This is a genomic window from Pseudacidovorax sp. RU35E (assembly GCF_900156165.1).
GTDB lineage: Bacteria > Pseudomonadota > Gammaproteobacteria > Burkholderiales > Burkholderiaceae_C > Xenophilus.
This window is the reverse complement of record NZ_FTMY01000012.1, coordinates 177,557-195,306: the sequence shown is the minus strand read 5'-3', so window position 1 is coordinate 195,306 and position 17,750 is coordinate 177,557. Positions and strand designations below refer to the sequence as shown.

General features: G+C 68.7%; 21 protein-coding genes. 15 read left to right on the top strand and 6 right to left on the bottom strand.

The window, feature by feature from the left end; all coding sequences use genetic code 11:
• Window positions 1-190: acyl-CoA dehydrogenase C-terminal domain-containing protein (locus tag BXA03_RS20850; RefSeq protein ID WP_200803411.1), on the top strand; the 190-nt coding region annotated here is incomplete at its 5' end.
• Window positions 191-290: 100 nt separating this feature from the next.
• Here the strand turns inward: BXA03_RS20850 and xseB are convergent.
• The gene (gene xseB, locus BXA03_RS20845) at window positions 291-614 is read right to left on the bottom strand and encodes an exodeoxyribonuclease VII small subunit (RefSeq protein ID WP_076511106.1); all 324 of its coding nucleotides are present in this window, start codon (window positions 612-614) and stop codon (window positions 291-293) included.
• On the bottom strand, window positions 611-2,344 hold the full coding sequence (xseA, locus tag BXA03_RS20840; RefSeq protein WP_076511105.1) for an exodeoxyribonuclease VII large subunit: 1,734 nt from the start codon (window positions 2,342-2,344) through the stop codon (window positions 611-613). The genes xseB and xseA overlap by 4 nt, the downstream gene beginning before the upstream one ends.
• A 388-nt stretch (window positions 2,345-2,732) precedes the next feature.
• Here xseA and radC point away from each other — a divergent pair, with 388 nt between their 5' ends.
• From radC to BXA03_RS20785, 13 genes are all read left to right on the top strand, one after another.
• Window positions 2,733-3,263, top strand: coding sequence for a RadC family protein (gene radC / locus BXA03_RS20835; protein WP_076511104.1), 531 nt, complete (start codon window positions 2,733-2,735; stop codon window positions 3,261-3,263).
• A gap of 257 nt (window positions 3,264-3,520) precedes the next feature.
• Window positions 3,521-3,913, top strand: a complete 393-nt coding sequence (locus tag BXA03_RS20830) for an ATPase (RefSeq protein WP_076511103.1) — start codon at window positions 3,521-3,523, stop codon at window positions 3,911-3,913.
• 698 nt (window positions 3,914-4,611) lie between these two features.
• On the top strand, window positions 4,612-4,920 hold the full coding sequence (locus tag BXA03_RS20825) for a DUF736 domain-containing protein (protein WP_076511102.1): 309 nt from the start codon (window positions 4,612-4,614) through the stop codon (window positions 4,918-4,920).
• A 579-nt stretch (window positions 4,921-5,499) separates the two neighbouring features.
• A complete protein-coding gene (locus tag BXA03_RS20820; protein ID WP_143476404.1) occupies window positions 5,500-5,850 on the top strand; it encodes a DUF2958 domain-containing protein in 351 nt (116 codons plus the stop codon).
• Between the two features lie 80 nt (window positions 5,851-5,930).
• A complete protein-coding gene (locus tag BXA03_RS26680) occupies window positions 5,931-6,134 on the top strand; it encodes a transcriptional regulator domain-containing protein (RefSeq protein ID WP_143476396.1) in 204 nt (67 codons plus the stop codon).
• A gap of 154 nt (window positions 6,135-6,288) precedes the next feature.
• A complete protein-coding gene (locus tag BXA03_RS26390; RefSeq protein ID WP_143476395.1) occupies window positions 6,289-6,750 on the top strand; it encodes a DUF2285 domain-containing protein in 462 nt (153 codons plus the stop codon).
• Between the two features lie 92 nt (window positions 6,751-6,842).
• On the top strand, window positions 6,843-7,136 hold the full coding sequence (locus tag BXA03_RS20810; RefSeq protein ID WP_076511101.1) for a helix-turn-helix domain-containing protein: 294 nt from the start codon (window positions 6,843-6,845) through the stop codon (window positions 7,134-7,136).
• 20 nt (window positions 7,137-7,156) lie between these two features.
• Window positions 7,157-8,134 carry a replication initiator protein A gene (locus tag BXA03_RS20805; RefSeq protein ID WP_076511100.1) on the top strand — a complete coding sequence of 326 codons (978 nt, stop codon included), beginning with the start codon at window positions 7,157-7,159 and terminating at the stop codon, window positions 8,132-8,134.
• Between the two features lie 66 nt (window positions 8,135-8,200).
• Complete coding sequence (gene parA / locus BXA03_RS20800) at window positions 8,201-8,893, top strand: ParA family partition ATPase (protein ID WP_076511099.1); 693 nt, start codon at window positions 8,201-8,203, stop codon at window positions 8,891-8,893.
• Window positions 8,890-9,153: a chromosome partitioning protein ParB gene (locus BXA03_RS20795; RefSeq protein WP_076511098.1), complete on the top strand. Its 264-nt coding sequence runs from the start codon at window positions 8,890-8,892 to the stop codon at window positions 9,151-9,153. Before parA ends, BXA03_RS20795 begins: the two co-directional genes overlap by 4 nt.
• Window positions 9,150-9,491, top strand: a complete 342-nt coding sequence (locus tag BXA03_RS26675; RefSeq protein WP_143476394.1) for a hypothetical protein — start codon at window positions 9,150-9,152, stop codon at window positions 9,489-9,491. Before BXA03_RS20795 ends, BXA03_RS26675 begins: the two co-directional genes overlap by 4 nt.
• Complete coding sequence (locus tag BXA03_RS20790; protein WP_076511097.1) at window positions 9,488-10,012, top strand: S26 family signal peptidase; 525 nt, start codon at window positions 9,488-9,490, stop codon at window positions 10,010-10,012. Before BXA03_RS26675 ends, BXA03_RS20790 begins: the two co-directional genes overlap by 4 nt.
• Window positions 10,013-10,349: 337 nt before the next feature.
• Window positions 10,350-12,317: a DUF3363 domain-containing protein gene (locus BXA03_RS20785; RefSeq protein WP_076511128.1), complete on the top strand. Its 1,968-nt coding sequence runs from the start codon at window positions 10,350-10,352 to the stop codon at window positions 12,315-12,317.
• A gap of 143 nt (window positions 12,318-12,460) precedes the next feature.
• Here the strand turns inward: BXA03_RS20785 and BXA03_RS20780 are convergent, their stop codons facing one another.
• Window positions 12,461-13,078, bottom strand: a complete 618-nt coding sequence (locus tag BXA03_RS20780) for an acyl-homoserine-lactone synthase (RefSeq protein WP_076511096.1) — start codon at window positions 13,076-13,078, stop codon at window positions 12,461-12,463.
• Between the two features lie 255 nt (window positions 13,079-13,333).
• Here BXA03_RS20780 and BXA03_RS20775 point away from each other — a divergent pair, with 255 nt between their 5' ends.
• Window positions 13,334-14,047, top strand: a complete 714-nt coding sequence (locus tag BXA03_RS20775) for a LuxR family transcriptional regulator (protein WP_076511095.1) — start codon at window positions 13,334-13,336, stop codon at window positions 14,045-14,047.
• Window positions 14,048-14,067: 20 nt separating this feature from the next.
• Here the strand turns inward: BXA03_RS20775 and BXA03_RS26670 are convergent, their stop codons facing one another.
• From BXA03_RS26670 to BXA03_RS20760, 3 genes are all read right to left on the bottom strand, one after another.
• Window positions 14,068-14,904: an EamA family transporter gene (locus tag BXA03_RS26670; protein ID WP_076511094.1), complete on the bottom strand. Its 837-nt coding sequence runs from the start codon at window positions 14,902-14,904 to the stop codon at window positions 14,068-14,070.
• Window positions 14,905-14,932: 28 nt separating this feature from the next.
• Window positions 14,933-17,092 carry an aminodeoxychorismate synthase component I gene (gene pabB, locus BXA03_RS20765; protein ID WP_076511093.1) on the bottom strand — a complete coding sequence of 720 codons (2,160 nt, stop codon included), beginning with the start codon at window positions 17,090-17,092 and terminating at the stop codon, window positions 14,933-14,935.
• A gap of 287 nt (window positions 17,093-17,379) precedes the next feature.
• Window positions 17,380-17,655: a helix-turn-helix domain-containing protein gene (locus BXA03_RS20760; RefSeq protein ID WP_076511092.1), complete on the bottom strand. Its 276-nt coding sequence runs from the start codon at window positions 17,653-17,655 to the stop codon at window positions 17,380-17,382.
• Between the last annotated feature and the right edge of the window lie 95 nt (window positions 17,656-17,750).

The window sequence follows — 17,750 nt, the reverse complement described above, 5'->3', positions numbered from 1 at the left end:
GCAGCTGGGCCGCTCCCTGCTGGTGGCGCTGACGCCCGAGGCCCAGGCGCAGGACGCGGCCTTCATGCAGGCCAAGGTGGCCACGGCGCGCTTCTGTGCCGAACACATCCTCACCAAGGCGCCTGGCCTGCGAGACAGCATCGTCGACGGCGCAGAGAGTGTCTCGGCGCTGGCGATCGACAGTTACTGACCACCGCGCCTGCTGTGCGTGTCGGGCGGCGTCATGCCACTGTGGCACCGTCCGCTTGCGAGCGAAGTCCCGCTGGGTCAAGCACCTGCCGGCGGTGAGCCTAGAACGGGATATCGTCGTCCATGTCGTCGAACGAGGTGGCTGGAGAGTGCGTTGGGCGCGCGGTGGCACGCGGTGTCGACGGGGAGGGATTTGTTGCCTGGGGCGTTGGCGTTGCGGGTGGTGGGGCGTCGACGCCGGCGCCGTCCAGGGCGGCCTTCAACGCTTCCTCCACGGCATCGATGCGCTGCTTGCAGACCTTGTAGGCGCTGACCGACTCAGTGACGATGGTCAGCAGGTCGTCGATGTTGGGTTCGTCCTGTGTGCGCAGGGTCTCGGCATGGCGTTGCAGCACGCTGTACGCTTCCCTAAAGCTGGTCGTCATGGGTTTGTCTTTCGTACCTTGCCGGCCGGCTGTGCGTTGATCCGGCCGTCTCTGAACTGGATGTCGATGGTGGTGAGTGCCTGGGCCTGGACGGTGCCGGTGACCGGTTGGCCGTCGGGCGCGCGGACAATGGCGAAGCCGCGGCTGAGCGTCTTCTCCGGACCCTGGCCCGTCACTTCGCGCATGAGGGCTTCGGCACCGGCCCGTGCCTGTTGAATCGAACCCTGGGCACGCTCTGCCAGGCGCTGCATTTGGTCATTCACAGACTGTCGCGTGGTTCGTACCGTCGCGCCGCCTTCGGCCGTGATTGCCTGGAAGTTCAGATCTGTCCTGCTGCGTGCAGCGCCGACCTGGTCCTGGGAGTGGACGCGGATGTCGTTCATGAGCGCGGGCACCTGCTGCTGCGCCGAGGACACATGCCGTGCTGCTTCGGTGTTGGTCTGGTGGAGGAGGGCCGTGCTGCTCACCCTGGCGTCATGGATCTGGTGCAGCGCGGCGGCCTGCAATTGGTGCAGGGTTTCGGCACTTAACTGTCGGGCGCGGCTCAGATGGGTCCTGACATCGGCTCGGACCTGCGCGTCGTAGCGCTCCGTCTCGCTCTTCGCACTTTGGGCGATGCGGGAAGCCGCGGCGAAGATGTCCTGAGCAGCGCGGCTGGCCTCGCGCACCCTTCGCAGGATGTGCTGCTCGATGCCGGCGATCACCTTGCTGGGGGTGTCGAAGCGGATATGTGCGACCTCGTCGGGCAGCGTGTTGTCGCGTTCATGGCCGATCCCGGTGAGGACCGGGATGTCCAGGTCGCAGATGAAGCGGACCAGGTCGTAATCGTTGAGCCAGGCCAGGTCGTTGACGGCGCCCCCTCCGCGGATGAGCGCGATGGCGTCGGGTGGGGCGGACTTGTTCACTCGTTCGAGCGCCAATGCCAGGGCCGAGACGATCTCCCGGGCGGCACCTTCGCCCTGGAAGCGGCTGTGGGCGTAGATGAAGCGGCAGATGCCGAAGCGCTCCAGCCGCTCGGCCTCTTTGCGGAAGTCGCCGAGGCCTGCGCCGTCTTCGGGAGCGATCACCACGACGGTCCGGTAGTCCCAGGGCGGCGCGAGCCAGCGGTTCTGGTCGAAGACGCCTTCCTTTTGCAGCCGATCCCGGATCTCCTTCTTGCGCGCTTCCAGGTCGCCCAGCGTGTAGTCGGGATCGATGGCGTCGATGTTGAGCCTGAAACCGTACTGGGCGTCAAAGACCGGCCGGGCGCGCACCAGCAGCTTGATTCCGGCGCCGATGACGGCGCCGGTGGCCTTCTCGAACTCTGGGAGGATGCGTGAGGCGGTTGAACTCCAGATGACGCCCCTGGCTTTGGCGATGGGCTGGCCGCTGCCGTCTCGCTCGGATAGCTCAAGGTAGACGTGGCCGCGTACGCGGGCCTCGACCACCTCGACCAGTGTCCAGACGCCCTTGTCGAAGGCGTGGGCGACCGCGTCTGCGACCCCGCCGAGCAGGCGCGAGAGGGAGATGCCTTTGCCGGGGGCAACGGCGATCGCGACTGTTGTAGTCGGGAGCGCCAGTTCCGCTGGAGAAGTGGACGTGCTGAGCGATGCGGGCAACCACTGGGCGAATACCGTCAGGTCACGTCCGTCCTCGACGTACCAGCGCTTGACCGCACCGTCGAAGCGCGCGCCAAGCGACTTGGCGGCGTCCTTCTGGGCGAAGGGGACGTTGAGGTAGTGCCGGGGCATGGTTTGCAATCGTTTCCTGTCCTGAGAATTGTTGCAGACCGTGCCTTCTCAGGAGCTGAAGACCGATGACGTGCGTGCCGGCAGTTCCTGCCGCCGGGCTCTACGGGCTTCGCCCCAGGCCGACGATGTCGTCCTGGCCATTCGGCTTCGATCCCTCACGCCTTCGGCTGCAACTGCGCGGCAGCCTGCGCGCTGCGCTTGCCTCGACGACAGGGGTGGTGGGGCTGGCTTGCTGGTTCCCTTCATCCTTGCACACCGTTCTCGCGGTCAAGGTCTGCGCGTGCGCTGCACGCTTGCGGCCTCGCGGCCGTCTTCGAACCTGTGACCGCTGCGCTGCGATGTGCCGGTTCCGGTCCCGGGCAATTCCGCCCGGTCACTGGAGGCCGTCATGGCGCACGATCTTTTCTCTTCCCTGGATCATCTTGGTTCTGTTCCCACGGCTTCGCTGATGGTCCAGGATCGCTCTGGCGAGTACCGGCCGGCGACTGCGGAAGAGCTGCTGCTGGCGGCCCAGCAGGTGCTGGCGGGACAAGTGCGGGGTACTGATGTGATGGACTCACCGGCTGCGGTGCGGGCGTTCCTCAAGCTGCGTCTGGGTGTGCTGCCGCATGAGGTGTTCGCCGTGATTCACCTGGATGCGCAACACCGCGTGCTGGATTACGTTGAGATGTTCCGGGGCACGGTGAACCAGACGTCGGTGTTCCCACGCGAGATCGTCAAGGAGGCGCTGGCGCGGAATTCTGCGGCGCTGCTGCTGGTTCACAACCATCCTTCGGGCGCGGCGGAGCCTTCGCGTGCGGACGAGGTCTTGACGCGGAATCTCAAGGAGGCGTTGGCGCTGGTGGATGTCCGGGTCCTCGATCACTTGATCGTTGCCGGGCCGACGGTGCTGTCCTTCGCTGAGCGCGGGCTGCTTTGAGAGGAGGGGCTCGGCCCCTTCTTCTGCTTTGCGTCGGTTCGCCAGGGCGCCTCGGCATGAGGCCTCTCGTGGACTGATGTTGTGCTGGATTCGGAGGGCTCGCTGTTCCCTTCATCCTGTCACGGCGTGCTCGGTCGTCAAGGGCGGCGCGCCGTTGGCGCTTGCGGCCGCGCGGCCGCCTTCGGCCCCTGACCCCCTGCGCTGCGCCGTGCGGATCACGGTCCCGGGCAATCCCGCCCGAACAACCGGAGGTCCTCATGGACGAACAATCTTACGTGTCGCTGGAGCAGAGGCTGTGCCTTGTTTGTGGCCTGCCTTTCGATACCGGCAACCTGCTGCTGGACAAGCGCCTGCGCCCGAGCATGGCGCGTCACACGACGACCGGCTGGGGCCTGTGCGCGGAGCATCAAGCGCTGTTCGACGACGGCTTCGTCGCGCTGGTCGAGTGCGATCCCGAGCGCAGTGGCGTGTCGGCTGGCGTCGGGACGCTCAGGCCTGAGCAGGCCTATCGCACAGGGCGCCTCGCCCATCTTCGGCGGGATGTGTTCATGCGTCTGTTCGATGCATCCATTGCAGACGGGCAGGCTTGTGTCTTCATCGAGCCGGGCGTGATCGCTCAGTTGAAGACGATGGTGTCTGCGCCACGCTGATCGGCCTCCACGGCCGATGATGCGCCGCCCGTTCTGGGCGGCGCATCGTGCGTATCGGAATGGAGGCAGACGTCCTGGGCCGGACCTTAAATGGAAGTCGTCGGCATCCCGCCATCCAGGCCCCGCCGCGGAACGTGCGCGTCGCATTCGGGGCGGGCAACAGCGCTCTTCTGTTGGCGCCATGATGACGCAGCGGCAGAGGGCGTCGAGGGCCAGTCACGTCGGTAGGCCTTGTCCGCGGAGATCCTATTGCGCTACCTCGATCAGGTGATATTGCCGTCGACGAATGACGTTCGGCGCGCTTCTCTGGCACGGGTCACGGCATCCATCGTGCGTTGTGCGATCCGTGCTTCGTGGCGAACGTGTAAGCCGCGTGTCGAGGGCCTGTGCTACCGGTTCCATTCGAGGGGCGATCCGCTCCCGCGGCCTCGTCTTTGAGCGTGAATCCTGGCGTGGGCATGGCAGGCCTGCGCTCCGCTGTGCTGCGCTTCGGCCCGCCTCGGGCTTGATCGCCGCAACCGGCGTGCCCAACAAATTTCCCCTGCGCTGCGCGCATTCCTCGCGAGGCAAATTTGCCGGGCCTGCCGGTCCTCCACTGCGTTGCGGCCTCCGGTGCGACGCGCCCGACCCGCGCCGGCCGGATCACCGCACAAGGCCGCGATGGGCGCGGACCTGGCACCACCTCGAAAGGAAACACCATGAGCACCATCGGCCAATTCACCGCCTCGGGCAACAGCTATACCGGCACCGTGCGCACCCTCACGCTGAACGTCAAGGTCCGCATCGTGCCCAATGACAAGGGCAGCGACAACGCACCGGACTTCCGCATCGTGGCCGGCAATGGTCTGGAGATCGGCGCGGCCTGGAAGAAGGTCAGCCGTGCGGAGCGGCCGTACCTGTCGGTGACCCTCGATGACCCATCGTTCCCGTCCACCATCTACGCCCGCCTGGTCGAAGGCGAAGAAGGTGCACACCAGTTGATCTGGACACGCACCAAGGCCGACTGATCATCGTCCTGGGCGCCCCGCTTCGACGGGGCGCCTTGCTGCTGATTTCCGCACCCCGGGTGCGCTCGCTCAAGGGGTGGTATCTCCATTGCAAGCGCATGTCCGGTTCTGCGCGAAGACGCTTTGGTGGCCTGACGTCTTTCAGGTTCCGTCAGGAGGCGTGAGTCCGTGAAGGCTTGAAAGCGTAGATGCCATTTGTCGGGTCATCGGCTTGTCGTGCTCGCGTGAAAGCGTGTTTGCGCTTCTGCGGCGGTTGTGCGTCTGCGGCGCTGCCGCACCGCGCTCTCGTGCTGATGCATCGAGCCACCCGGCCACGCGTGTCCGGGTGGCTCGACCCCGCGGGCGTCGATCACTGACGCCTCCGCGCCTGGCGGCGCTGCGCGCTGCGCTTGCCTGGGAGCCAGTGCGGGGGCTGGCTTGCTGTGATGCCCATCGTGCCACGGCGCTCTGGCCGTCAAGGTCGGCGCGTGCTCTGCACGCTGGCGGCCTGGCGGCCGTTCTGCGGAGCCTGTGACGGCGGCGTTGCGCTGTGCGCTCCTCGGCACCGGGCAATCCCGCCCTGACACCTTCGAGGACCTCATCATGACGACGCTCGTGACCGACGAACAACGTGTGCAACTGCGGGAGAACGGCTGGCGAGCGCGCGATCAGCGCCATCCCGATCCGCAGCCCGTGGTCAAGCTGTTCACGCCCGATGCCGGCGCGACCTGGTTGTTGACCGAGATTGATCCCGAGGACCCGGATCGTGCCTTCGGGCTCTGGGATCTGGGGCACGGGTGTCCTGAGCTGGGCTGGGTGAGCCTGGCGGAACTGGCGGCCGTGCGTGGTCCTCTGGGGCTGCCCATCGAGCGGGACCTGGGCTTCCGCCCGGATAGGAGCATTGAGGCCTATGCGCGCGACGCACGGCTGGTGGGTCGGATCGTGGCCTGAGCGAAGCCCCGTGGCGCGCAAAGCCACGTGCGGGTCCCGGACCCGCGGCAGCCTGTCGCCTTCGACGAACGGAGCGCGCCATGACGATTCATTCCTCTGCCGACGCGCCGCCTGCGCCCTGGTGCGCGGGGGGCGCCTACCTGTACCTGCTGGAACTGGACGGGCCGGCGCTGGCCTGGGAATACCTGCGGCGGCACCCTTCCTACCGAGGCGGCTGGCAACAGGGGCGATGGTGCAGGCCTGATGGGGAGTTGAAACGCTGGGGCCTGCGATGTCGCCGCTGATCCTGCACGGGATGCGCGCGATGCGCACCCGTCCTGGCTGAGCGAGGGGGATGCGCTGTTGCGTGTGCGTCGCGCTAGCTGCGAGCGCGGGGTGGTCGCTGCGTCAGCGCACATCGTCTTCGACCTGTGGCGTGTGCCTGGCGACAAGCAGTTGATGGCGGGCCCCGACGCCGTCCTGAGCGTTTCCATCGGTCCGCGACACGCACGCTTTCTGATCGACGCGGGGCTGTCGAGCGGCGCGCCCTTTGTCGTCACGGTGCCCCTGACGACACACCTGCGCGGGCAATTGGCGGCTTTCGAAGCCGCTGCCGGGCTGTTGGAGGGCCGGACCTTGCCGGCCGCGCACGCACGCGCTGTGGGCCGCGAGGGGCGGCTGCACCTGAGGGCGCTGCAGGCGCTCGATGCGATGCAGGCGGGTGCCTCGCACCGGGACCTTGCCATCGCGCTCTTCGGCTCGCGAGCCGTACGCGCGGACTGGCACGCGGACGGCGCGTTGCGTGCGCAGGTGCGCTACCTGATCGCGCGCGCCGAGGGTTTCATGCGTGGAGGTTATCTGGGGTTGGCGGGGCTGCGCCCTGTTCACGCTCGCGCCCACGGAGGCGACCTCTCGCCCTGAAGCTCTCCCTGTGCGGGTCTCCGCGGTATCCGGAGACTGCCTCCCATGGGCTGTGAATGGATCACTGCCCATTCACTCCGAAGGAGGCCTCCATGGCAGCAGGACATCCGATTCCACCGTACGGCGCGGCAGGGGCTACGCCCCCGTCTGCGTCCGCCGCAGCTCCGGCAGAGCCGGAGTTCCTGACCACTGAAGAAGCCGCGGCACTGCTTCGGCTTTCGCCGCGCACGCTCGAGAAGCAGCGGGTGCTGGGCGGCGGGCCGCGCTTCCGGAAGTTCGGCGCACGGGTGGTCTATGCCCGGGCCGACCTGCGCGCCTATGCCGACCGAAACACCTTCGGCATGACCTCCGATCCCGGCTACGCGGTCCGGGATTCCGTGCGTTGAAGCGTGGGGAAGTCGCGGCGATGTCGAAGTGGTCTGGCGAACGCGAGCAGCTCACCCTGTTCCGTGCGCTGCCCGTGGACGACATGGCCCTGCGCGATGCGCAGGACCTCATGTCCTATCCCTTCTTCAGCCTGGCCAAGTCGCACCGGGTGGTGCCGATCCGATTCGAGGCGGGCGACGTGTCCCTGACCGTGGAAGGTGTGCCCGAGCATGGCATCGCGACCATCTGGGATGCCGATGTGCTGATCTGGGCCGCGAGCCAGATCGTGCAGGCCCGGGACGAGGGCCGGCCGACCTCACGCCTGATGGCGGCCACCCCCCATGAGATCCTGCGCTTCGCCCAGCGTGGCACCGGTCGCACCGAGTACCTCGCGCTGCGCGCGTCGCTGGACCGGCTTCAGTCCACGACGGTGCAGACGTCCATCCGGCAGGCCGGCCGGCGCATGCACCGCTTCTCCTGGATCAACGAGTGGCGCGAGCACGTGCGGCCCGATGGCCGAAGCGACGGCATCGAGCTGATCCTGCCCGACTGGTTCTATTCCGGGGTGATCGACGACGCGCTCGTGCTCACGCTGGACCGCACCTACTTCCAGCTCACGGGCGGCATCGAGCGATGGTTGTACCGCCTGGTGCGCAAGCACGGCGGACGGCAGCGCAACGGCTGGCGTTTCGAGCTTCGCTACCTCCACGCCAAGTCCGGTTGCCTTCAGCGCTACCGCGACTTTGCACTGCACCTGCGCGCGCTCGCGCAACGCCAGGCGCTCCCGGGCTATCGCCTGGCCATCGAGCGTTGCGGGACGCGTGAATGGCTGGCCTTCCGGCCAGGGCGTGAGGACGAGTTGTCCACAGATGCCGTGGAAGAAGCTGTGGATGGTGTGGGGACGAGCTCGGGAGATCGGCGGCGCCAGGCACGGGAGATCGACGGCGCGCGACTCGGGAGATCACCGGCGCAAAGCGGCCTGGAGGCCGCGCCCCGCAAGGGTTCGGGCCGTCCTTAACTTGAATTCATAACAGGGACTAACTGTATGAATAGAAGAGAGACCGTGGACTCGACTGCTCAAAAGATGGGCAGTGCCACTGGCGTGTCGGTGCTGGGCGAGCCCGCCGTGCGCAGCGGCAAGGTCATTGCGCTGCTGAACCAGAAGGGCGGCGCAGGCAAGACCACGCTGTCCACGCACCTGGCCGGTGCCTTCGCCAGGCAGGGCCGGCGCGTCACCTTGATCGACGCCGATCCGCAGGGCTCTGCCCTGGATTGGGCCCAGCGGCGGCACCAGCGCGGCCAGGATCGGCTCTATGGGGTGTTCGGCCTGGCGCGGGACACGCTGCACCGGGAGGTGCCGCAAATCGCCGCCCAGGCCGACCATGTCGTGATCGACGGGCCGCCCCGCGTGGCGAGCCTTGCGCGCTCCGCGCTGCTGGCCGCAGACCTCGTTTTGATCCCCGTGCAGCCCAGCGCCTACGACGTCTGGGCCACGCAGGAAATGGTGACGCTGATCCAGGAAGCGCAGGTGTTCCGACCGGGTCTGCGTGCAGCGTTCGTGATCAACCGGCGGGTGGTCGGCACGGTGATCGGGCGCGAGGCGCGCGCCGCGCTGGCCGATCAACCGTTTGCCACGCTGCGCGCGGACATCGGGCAGCGCATCGCCTTCGCCGACTGCGTGGCGGCCGGCAAGCTGGTGTGGGAGGTGGCGCCCAAAGGGGCCGCTGCGCGCGAGGTCGCAGCGCTGGCGGATGCCGTCGGGGAGGCGCTCCAATGACGGACGGCGGCGCGCGCCGGCCCTCGCGGCGGACCGCCATCGGTCGGCGACCGGCCGCCGATCCAGTGACGGCCTGGGTGCGCCGCGAGGAGCCAGTCGCTGCAGAGGCCAAGGCCACAGTGTTCACTGCGCGGCTGACCATCGACGTGACGCCAGCGCTGCGCGGGCGCATCAAGGTCATCGCCTTCCGGCGCGGCCTGACCGTGGCGGACATGCTGCGCGAGTTGCTCGAAGGCGCCTATCCGGAGGAAGCGGCGTGATCGCCGATGTCGCGTTCAGCGCGGTGGCGGAGGCGGTGCATTGCGGGCACCGCCTTGTTGGCGAGGCGGCCAAGGAGCGGCCGGCGCTCGGATGCCGGGTGCCTGCCTGTGTTCGCAGTGCCTGCGTGCATGCGTCGACGAGCCGCCAGGGCACCCGCCGGGCCGGAAAGATGGACCGGGACTCTGCCAGATTCCCGGTGCTGTCGTTGTCGATTCAATTGCCCTGGTCGAGCCCGTTGGCCGGCTGCCGAGTGGGCTCGGCGCTGTGTCTGCCGTGTGCATTCCTCCGCGCGCCGTCGCTGCAGTGGACGCCAGTGGCGTGCAAGGGGTGCTCATGAAGGCCCGAGGAGCCCGGGTTGCATTTCTCGCTGCCACGCTGCTCGCCGTGACAGTGCTCACGGCGCCGTGTGTGCTGCCGCTTCGCACGCGGATCGTGTTCAACCCGAGCGCGAGCATGGCGCGCGGCTGGTACCGCGTCGATGCGGTAAGCGCGCCTGGTGCGGTGCGCGCGAGCAGCTTGGTCCTGGCCCGCTTGCCTGCTTCCGCAGCGGCACTTGCGGCGCAGCGTCACTACCTGCCTGCCGGCACGCCGGTGCTCAAGCGGGTTGCGGCGGTGGCGCCTCAGAGCGTGTGCATCGCTCGGCAGCGGGTGCGGATCGACGCGAAGGCCGTGGCGGTCGTGCGCTTGCACGATGGCGTGGGCCGGTCGCTGCCGATCTGGACGCACTGTGGGCCGCTGGCCGATGGCGAACTCTTCCTGCTGGGGGACGCGCAGCCGGTGTCGTTCGACAGCCGTTACTTCGGTCCGGTCCGCGTCGATGCCGTGCTCGGCGTCGCGCATCCGCTGTGGACATGGTGAGTGGCATGGCTGTGCGTTCAATGGCGCCTCACGGGCGCAGCCAACGCGCAACGAAAGCGGCGCTTGGGCAGTACACCGGCGTGCGGACAGGGAGCCGTGCTGCGGTGGCGAACGATGCGGCCACATCGTGTCGATATCCGCGCCGTCGTGGCAAGGTCGGCTTGGGTGAGCAGGGGTGTCAGTGGTGCAGGGGACGGGTTCAGGGTCGAGGGCAAGAGAAAAGGGTCGGCACGTCCGAGGCCGTTTCCTCAGTCTGCACAAGGGTTTGGCGCGGCACTCCGGCGGCATCCTGCGTGCCGGGCGGGTGCCCCGGGCTGCGCAGCGGGGGGCGGGGGGCATGAGTCGCTCCGACGATGAGCACTTCCACGTGCGGCCTGGGCCGCCGAAGGCGCGTGGCGGCGCGCGCCCGAAGGCCTTCGTGGCGCAAGTGCTGAAGGCGGCTTCGGCCTCCGGCGCCAAGCCCCGACGCACGGCGGGTGGGCGTCCCGCTTCGCGATTCGGGCGCGGCCGGGTGGCCGCCGGTGCGGCGGGCCGCAGGCTGCCCACTAACGCTCGGCGGGTGGTCGTGAAGTCGCGCTACGTGGTGCTTCGGCGTGCGGGCAAGGCAGGCGTGAGGGCGCATCTGCGCTACATCGAACGCGACGGGGTGCGGCGCGATGGCTTGCCGGGCAGGGCTTATGGCGCAGACACGGACGCGGCCGATCTGGAGGCTTTCGAGGAACGCGGTCGCGGTGATCGCCACCAGTTCCGCTTCATCGTGTCGCCCGAGGACGCGGCCGAGCTGGAGGATCTGCCCGGCTTCACCCGCCGACTGATGGAGCAGCTGGCGACCGACCTGGAGACCTCCCTCGATTGGGTGGCGGTCGACCACTGGGACACCGACAACCCGCACACCCATGTGGTGCTTCGAGGACGGGTGGGCCGTGGCCGCGATGCGCAGGACCTGGTGATCGCACCGGACTACATCGCGCATGGAATCCGTCTGCGGGCGAGCGAGATTGCGACCGAGTGGCTGGGCCCACGCACGGAGCGCGAGATCCGGCAGGGCTGGCAGCGAGAGGTCGATCAGGAGCGGCTCACGGGGCTGGACCGAGAGCTTGTGCAGCGTGGCGGAACAAGCGGTTCCGTCACCCTGCAGTCGGTCGCAGGTGAGGCGCGTTCCGTGCTGCGCGAGGACCTGTTGCGGTCTCGCCTGCAGCGGCTCGAGGGACTTGGACTGGCGCATCGCGTCGGCCCACAGCGCTGGCAGCTCGGTGTGGGGCTGCAGGACACCTTGGCCGCGATGGGGCGACGGGGGGACATCGTGCGGACGATGCATCGGGCGATGGCCGGCGAGGCTCGGGAACTGATCACGGACTCAGCCCCTGGCGCGCCAGTCGTGGGCCGGCTGCAGGCCAAGGGCCTGGACGATGAGCTGCTGGAACGTCCGTATCTGGTGATCGACGGGCTGGATGGCCGCGCCCACTACGTCACGCTGCCGGTGGGCAGCGACCTGTCTGCCCTACCGGTCGGCGGGATCGTTGCCTGCGGGCCGCCCCAGCTCGGGCGAAGCGCTGACCGCCTGATCCGCGCCGCCAGCACGGACGGACGCTACGAGGAAGCCATGCACAGGGCATCCTTGGTGGCCAGCGGGCACGGCGAGCCTGACCAGGTGGTGCAGGCGTGCCGGCGTCGGCTCGAGGTCCTGCGCCGAGGCGGCGTGGTCACGCGCGTTGGCGAAGGCGTATGGCACGTGCCGGAGGATCTGGTCGAGCGCGCGCGTGCGCAGGACGCGGCCAGGACGTCAGCGAGGGTGGTCGAGCTTCGCTCGGCGCTGGCCATCGAGCAGCAGGTGGGCGCGGAAGGCGCGACCTGGCTCGATCGGCAGCTGGTGGGCACCGCCTCGACGCAAACGCCACCGGCCCAGGCCGGCTTCGGGGCGCAGGTGCGGCAGGCGCAGGACGCGCGGTTGCGGGTGCTTGAGTCGCGCGGGCTCGCGGCGCGGCAGGGACAGCGATGGGTGCTGGCCCGGGACCTGTTGCGGACCCTGACCGCGCGGGAGGTCCAGCGGTCTGGCGAGGACCTCGCTGCGCGCGCGGGACGACTGTGGCGGCCCGTCAACGATGGCGAGCCGGTGCGCGGCGTCTACCGCCACGCCGTGCAATTGACCAGCGGGCGCTTTGCCGTGCTCGATGATGGAAAGGCGCTTCGGCTGGTGCCCTGGCAGCCGGTGATCGAGACCCGGCGCGGTCAGGAACTGAGCGTGGTCCTGCGGGGCACTTCCGCCAACTGGGAGGTGGGCCGCACGCGTGGAATCGGGCGGTGAGCGCGCCAATCGCGTTGTTCATGGGGTGGCGTTTGCCAGTGCGTCAGGCCCGACTTCGCTGGAGGCGCCTCGGGGGCGCCTGCCGCTCCAATGGATGGCTGGCGGCCGGGAGCTTGGCGACCCTGCGCATGGTCCTTCAACCCTCAGCCTCGAACCTGGCCATTCGCCGCTACACCCTCTCGCACCGGCAGTCGGTCGCTGCGCGGCGCGCTCAGCGCGAAGCTGCAGGCGAACAGGTGCTGGCCATCGAGGTGCATCGGTGCGCCCAGGCGGGCATAGGCGAACCCCCAGCGCCTCAGGATTCGCTCGATGGCGACCGGCGAGACGCTGACGAGTTCGCGCGCGCCGTGGTGGCGTGCGTCCTGCATGGCGCGCCGCAGCAGTGCCAGTGCCGCCGGAGAGCCCAAGGTGTGGCCCGACGCTGGCGCAGACGCCAAGTCGATGGCGGCAAAGCGCGACAGCTCCCAGACATGATCGGCGCGCGGGCAAGGCTGACGCCCCATCAGTTCGGGGAACACATCTGCGAGCAGATACGGCCCCGTCGTGGGCAGGAGCCGGGCACAGCCCTGGATGCGTCCCTGGGCGCCGAGCGCGACCACGTGGACCGTCTGCGGCGTGTCGAAGCGGTCCCACTCGGTGCCATCCCGGGCATCGGGCAGTTTCCATCCAAGGCGCTCCACGAAGACTCCGTATCGGTAGTGTCCCAAGTCGCGCAGCAGTGCAGTGCCGAGTTCAAGGGCGGTGCCCGTCACATAGACCATGAAGTCCCTCCTGATGATGTCAGGGCCATTTCAGAGGGACATGCGGCGCGGGGCTACCCGCTGGATCTGGTAGGTAGGCAACGCGCCGGTTCTACGGCAGGCGGGTCGGCGGGCGCCGCGATGCGGCTTCCGCACAAGCCACTTCAACGCACAAAGGGCTGCTCACCGGTGGCACACCTGTTGCACAAAGAGTTCAGTTTTCATTAATCTTTTGTCACGGAGCGTTGTGGTTTCAGAACAGACAAGGGGAAAGTCATGGAGAGATGGGGCGGGGCGCTGCTGCAGGCGCTGCACGACAGTGCATGCATCGAGCAGGCCTTCGACGCAGTGGCGGATGCGGCACAGCAGCTGGGCTTCGACCTGTGTGCCTATGGCTACCAGTTCCCGTTGCCGTTCACGCGCAAACGCTGCTACCTGATCAGCAACTACGACCCCTGCTGGCGGGAGCGGTACAAGGAAGCCGGTTATCTGCGCATCGACCCGACGGTTCTGCACGCCCGTCGGTCCCTGGAGCCGGTGCTGTGGAACGACGCCACGTTCGGGCCGGCGGCGCAGCTCTGGGACGAGGCACGTTCCTTCGGTCTGCGGCATGGGTGGGCGCAGGCGTGTTTCGGACCGGAAGGTGGCGTCGGTCTGCTTACCCTCGCGCGTGACGTCGAGCCGCTCACGATGTCCGAATTGCGGGCCAAGGAGATGCCAATGCGCTTCCTCGTGAACGTTGCGCACGGCGCGCTGTCGTCGTGGGTTCTGCGCTTCCCCCCAGGACTTCAGCTTGAACGACTCACGCCTCGGGAGCGAGAAGTGCTGCGGTGGGCCGCCGACGGCAAGACGTCGAACGATACCGCTCGCCTGCTGTCGTCGTCACCGCACACCATCGAGTTCCACATGAAGAACGCCACCCGCAAGATGGGCGCAGGCAGCCGCCCCGCGGCCACCGCACGGGCGGCCGCGACGGGACTGTTGCGCTGAGCGCCGGCGGGCTTGCGCGCTCAGGCGGAGTCTGGAGGTCGGCGCAGCGCCACCCCGCCCGCGGCGGCGATCAGAGCGAGGCCTGCCCAGGTGGCTGCCGATGGCTGCTCGTGCCACACGAGCATGCCGAGCAGCGAGGACCACAGCAGCAGCGTGAAGCGCAGCTGCATGACCCGGCCCAAATCAGGGCTGCGCAAGGCCTTGACGAGCAGCAGATTCCCGGCAGTGGCACCCAGGGCCGCCGCGGCGAGCCACGCGACGTGATGGAGCTGCACCGGCCGCTCTGGCGTCGTGAATCCCCAGAGCGCCAATCCGGCGAGCCACACGGTCGCATTGACCAAGAGGGTCAGCTGCCGGGGCGACACCGTGGGTGAGAGCCGGCGCGTGCTCAGGTCCCGGGCCGCCAGGCACATCGCACAGGCCAGCGCGGCAAGGACGCCGAGGGGGGCAGGAGGCTCGCTCCGCCAGGGCTGCACGACCAGCCAGGCGCCTGCCAAGCCGATGGCCACGATGAGCAGCCGTGACCACTGCCACGGCGTCCAGCCGAGGAGGAGGGCGGTCAGAAGCGTCAGCAGGGGGGCGGTCATGGTCAGGGCGGCGACGACCCCGAGCGGCGCAAGCCCCAGTGCCCATGTCGCGCTGGCAGCCGCGGCGAGCTCCAGGATGCAGCGCAGCGCGACGGCCGGGCGCAGCATGACGCGGTCCAGCAGGCGCTCGCGGGCCAGCATGATCAGCGCCACGGGCAAGGCCACGGCAAAGCTGCCGCGCACGGCGAGGATCTGCGCGACGCTCAGGTCATGGGCGCAGAGCTTCACAAGCGCGTCGTTGCCTGCCCAGCAGCCCATGGCGGCAACCATGGCCAGGGGCCCGCTCCTCCCCGCCGTTTCAGGCCTCGCCGGCGGGTTCATGGCCGTCGGGCGTGCTCGGATCGGGACGCTGCGTACCCTGGAGGTCGGCATCGTCGAGCGGCGCGCCGCAGGCCTTGAGCGTGTCCCACAGCGCCCGTGCCTTGAGGACGATCTCCGCCACTTCGGCATCGGGATCCGACAGTGCCACGATGGCGCCACCGGCCCCGATGCTGAGCATGTCGTCCTGCACGACCAGGGTGCGGATCACGATGTTCAGGCGCGCGGCGCCGTTGAGCGACAGGTAGCCGAGGCTGCCGGAGTAGACGCCGCGGGGCGCGCCCTCCAGCGTGTCGATGATGCGCATCGTGCGCTTCTTGGGGGCGCCGGTCATGGAGCCGCCGGGGAAGGCGGCTTTGATGGCATCGACGGCCGTGAGGTCGCTGCGCAGCGTGCCACGCACCGTGCTCACCATCTGGTGGACAGTGGCGAAGCGCTCGATGCCGAAGAGCACGGGCACATGGACACTGCCCACTTCGCAGCTGCGGTTGAGGTCGTTGCGCAGCAGGTCGACGATCATGAGGTTCTCGCTGCGCGTCTTCTCGTCGGCGTGCAGCGCCTGAGCGATCTGCTCATCGTCCTCCGGCGTGCGGCCACGCGGGGCCGTGCCCTTGATGGGCTTGGATTCGACGGTGCGGTCGGGAAGGATCGCTAGGAAGAGCTCCGGCGAGGCGCTGAGCACCGCCAGTTCGGGCAGTGCCAGGTAGGCCGCATAGGGCGCGGCATTGCGCGTGCGCAGTGCATGGTAGAGCTCCAGCGCTTCCACGCGCCCTGCGCCGACGAGCTGGTTCGTGAGGCAGATCTCGTAGCTCTCGCCCATCCGGATCTCGTGCTGGCAATGCTCGATGAGGCGGCGGTATTCAGTCAGAGGGGTGTGCCAGCGCATGCGCTGGAGCAGGCTGGCGGCTGCGCCGCGGCTTTGGGGCACGGGCGGCTCGGCGGCCCCGGCCTCCGCCTGCAGGTAGCTCGCCATCGCTTCCACCCAACCCAGTTGGGCATCGGCCGCACCGTGTGGGGTCAGCCAGACGATCCACATCTGGCCCTCGGCATGGTCGAAGGCCAGGAAGCGGTCGACGAACAGCCAGGCGGCGTCCGGGCCGGGCGCCGCGTGGGCGGCCTCGCCCTCGAGTTCCTGCTTCAGCTCGTAGCCGAGGTAGCCCACGAAGCCGCCGACGAAGTCGAAGGGCAGGGGCGCATGCACGAGCGCGGGCTCGTTGGCGAGCCGCGTGCCCAGGTAGTCGAAGATGCTCTGGGTGAGGACCTCCTCGCCATCCGCGTGCTGGATGCGCAGCGCGTGTGTCGTGCTGTCGTAGCTCAGGTACTCGCTCTGCGGTCCGCTGCCGTCACCCATGAAGGAGAAGCGGGCGATGCCCGGACCGTTCTGGCTGCTGTCCAGCCAGAAGGCCGGCCGCCGTGTCGCGAAGAGGGCCTGGTAGACCCGGGCAGGATCGACGAAGTAGTCCAGGCAGCGGGCCTGGACCTCCCACGCCGGCGGCGGCGGATCGGTCGCTTCATCCAGCGTCACGAAACTGCCCCAGGTGTTGCGGCGGATGCGGGACTGCTGCCATTCCAAGGTGAGTTCCCGAAAGTTGCGCAGCAGCCGGGCGCCATGCTCGGTGCAGATGGACTCGGGGTGGAACTGCACGCCCCACCAGGGCTTGCGAAGATGACGCAGGGCCATCAGGGTGCCGTCGGGTGCCCAGGCCAGGGCCTCCAGGCTGCCGGGCAACTGCGTCACCGCGAGGGAGTGGTAGCGCACCGCTTCGAAGCGATCGGGGATGCCCTGGAAGAGCCCGCGCCCGCAGTGCGAGATGCGGTCGACGCGGCCGTGCATGGGGCGCATGGCCAGGTCGACGGTGGCACCGCAGGCATGGCCCATGGCCTGATGCCCCAGGCACACGCCCAGGATGGGCACCTCTGCCTGTGCGAGTGCATCGGCCGACAGCCCCAGGTCCGCGGGCTGCTGCGGACGCCCGGGTCCCGGCGAGATCACGATGTTGTCGAAGCCGAGGCGGGCCGCATCGGGCCAGTCCATCTCGTCGTTGCGCACGACGGTGGGCGCCACACCATTGCTGGCCGCAAGGTATTGGAACAGGTTGTAGGTGAAGGAGTCGTGGTTGTCGATCAGCAGGGTGCGCACGGTGAAGCTCCGGGTTGGCAAAGGGGAGCAGACATCCTGGCCCTGCGGTCGCGGAAAACAAGCTGCTGGAAATGGGAGGGTGGCCTGCCGCATCGCATCGCGCTGGAGCGACCTGGGCGACGCGGGGCGCGCAGCCGTCAGGCTGCGAAGCAGGCGGGAGACATCCGGGCATGGCGCGCATCCTGCAGCGCCATCGGTCTCGCCGCAACGCTTGCTCGCGAAGCAATCCGGGCCCCCGCGCCGCAGCCGCAAGCGGCACCCTGGCCGGGCGTCAGACGGTCAGGGACTCAGGAGGCACGGCGACGGCTGGCCGCGCGCTCCTTGCGCAGGCGGGTGGCCACCGCGTCGATCAGCTCGGCAGGACGCGCGGCCAGTCCTTCGGCCAGGCGGAACAGCGTGGTGAGCGATGGACTGGTCTGGCCGAGCTCCAGCTTGGCCACGAAGGTCCGGTTCAGTCCGCACTGGAAGGCCAGGGCCTCCTGGCTCAGGCCAGCCGCGTCCCGGCGCGCCCGGACCTCGGCCGCGAAGGCTCGCAGAAGGTCGGGATCTTGATGGGCGCGCACGCGCCGACTCTCCCGGTGATGGGCCTCTTATGCACCCGCTTGTATGGTGCAGAAAACCGCGTTGTTGCTGCAGGTGCAATCGATGAGGCGGCGTG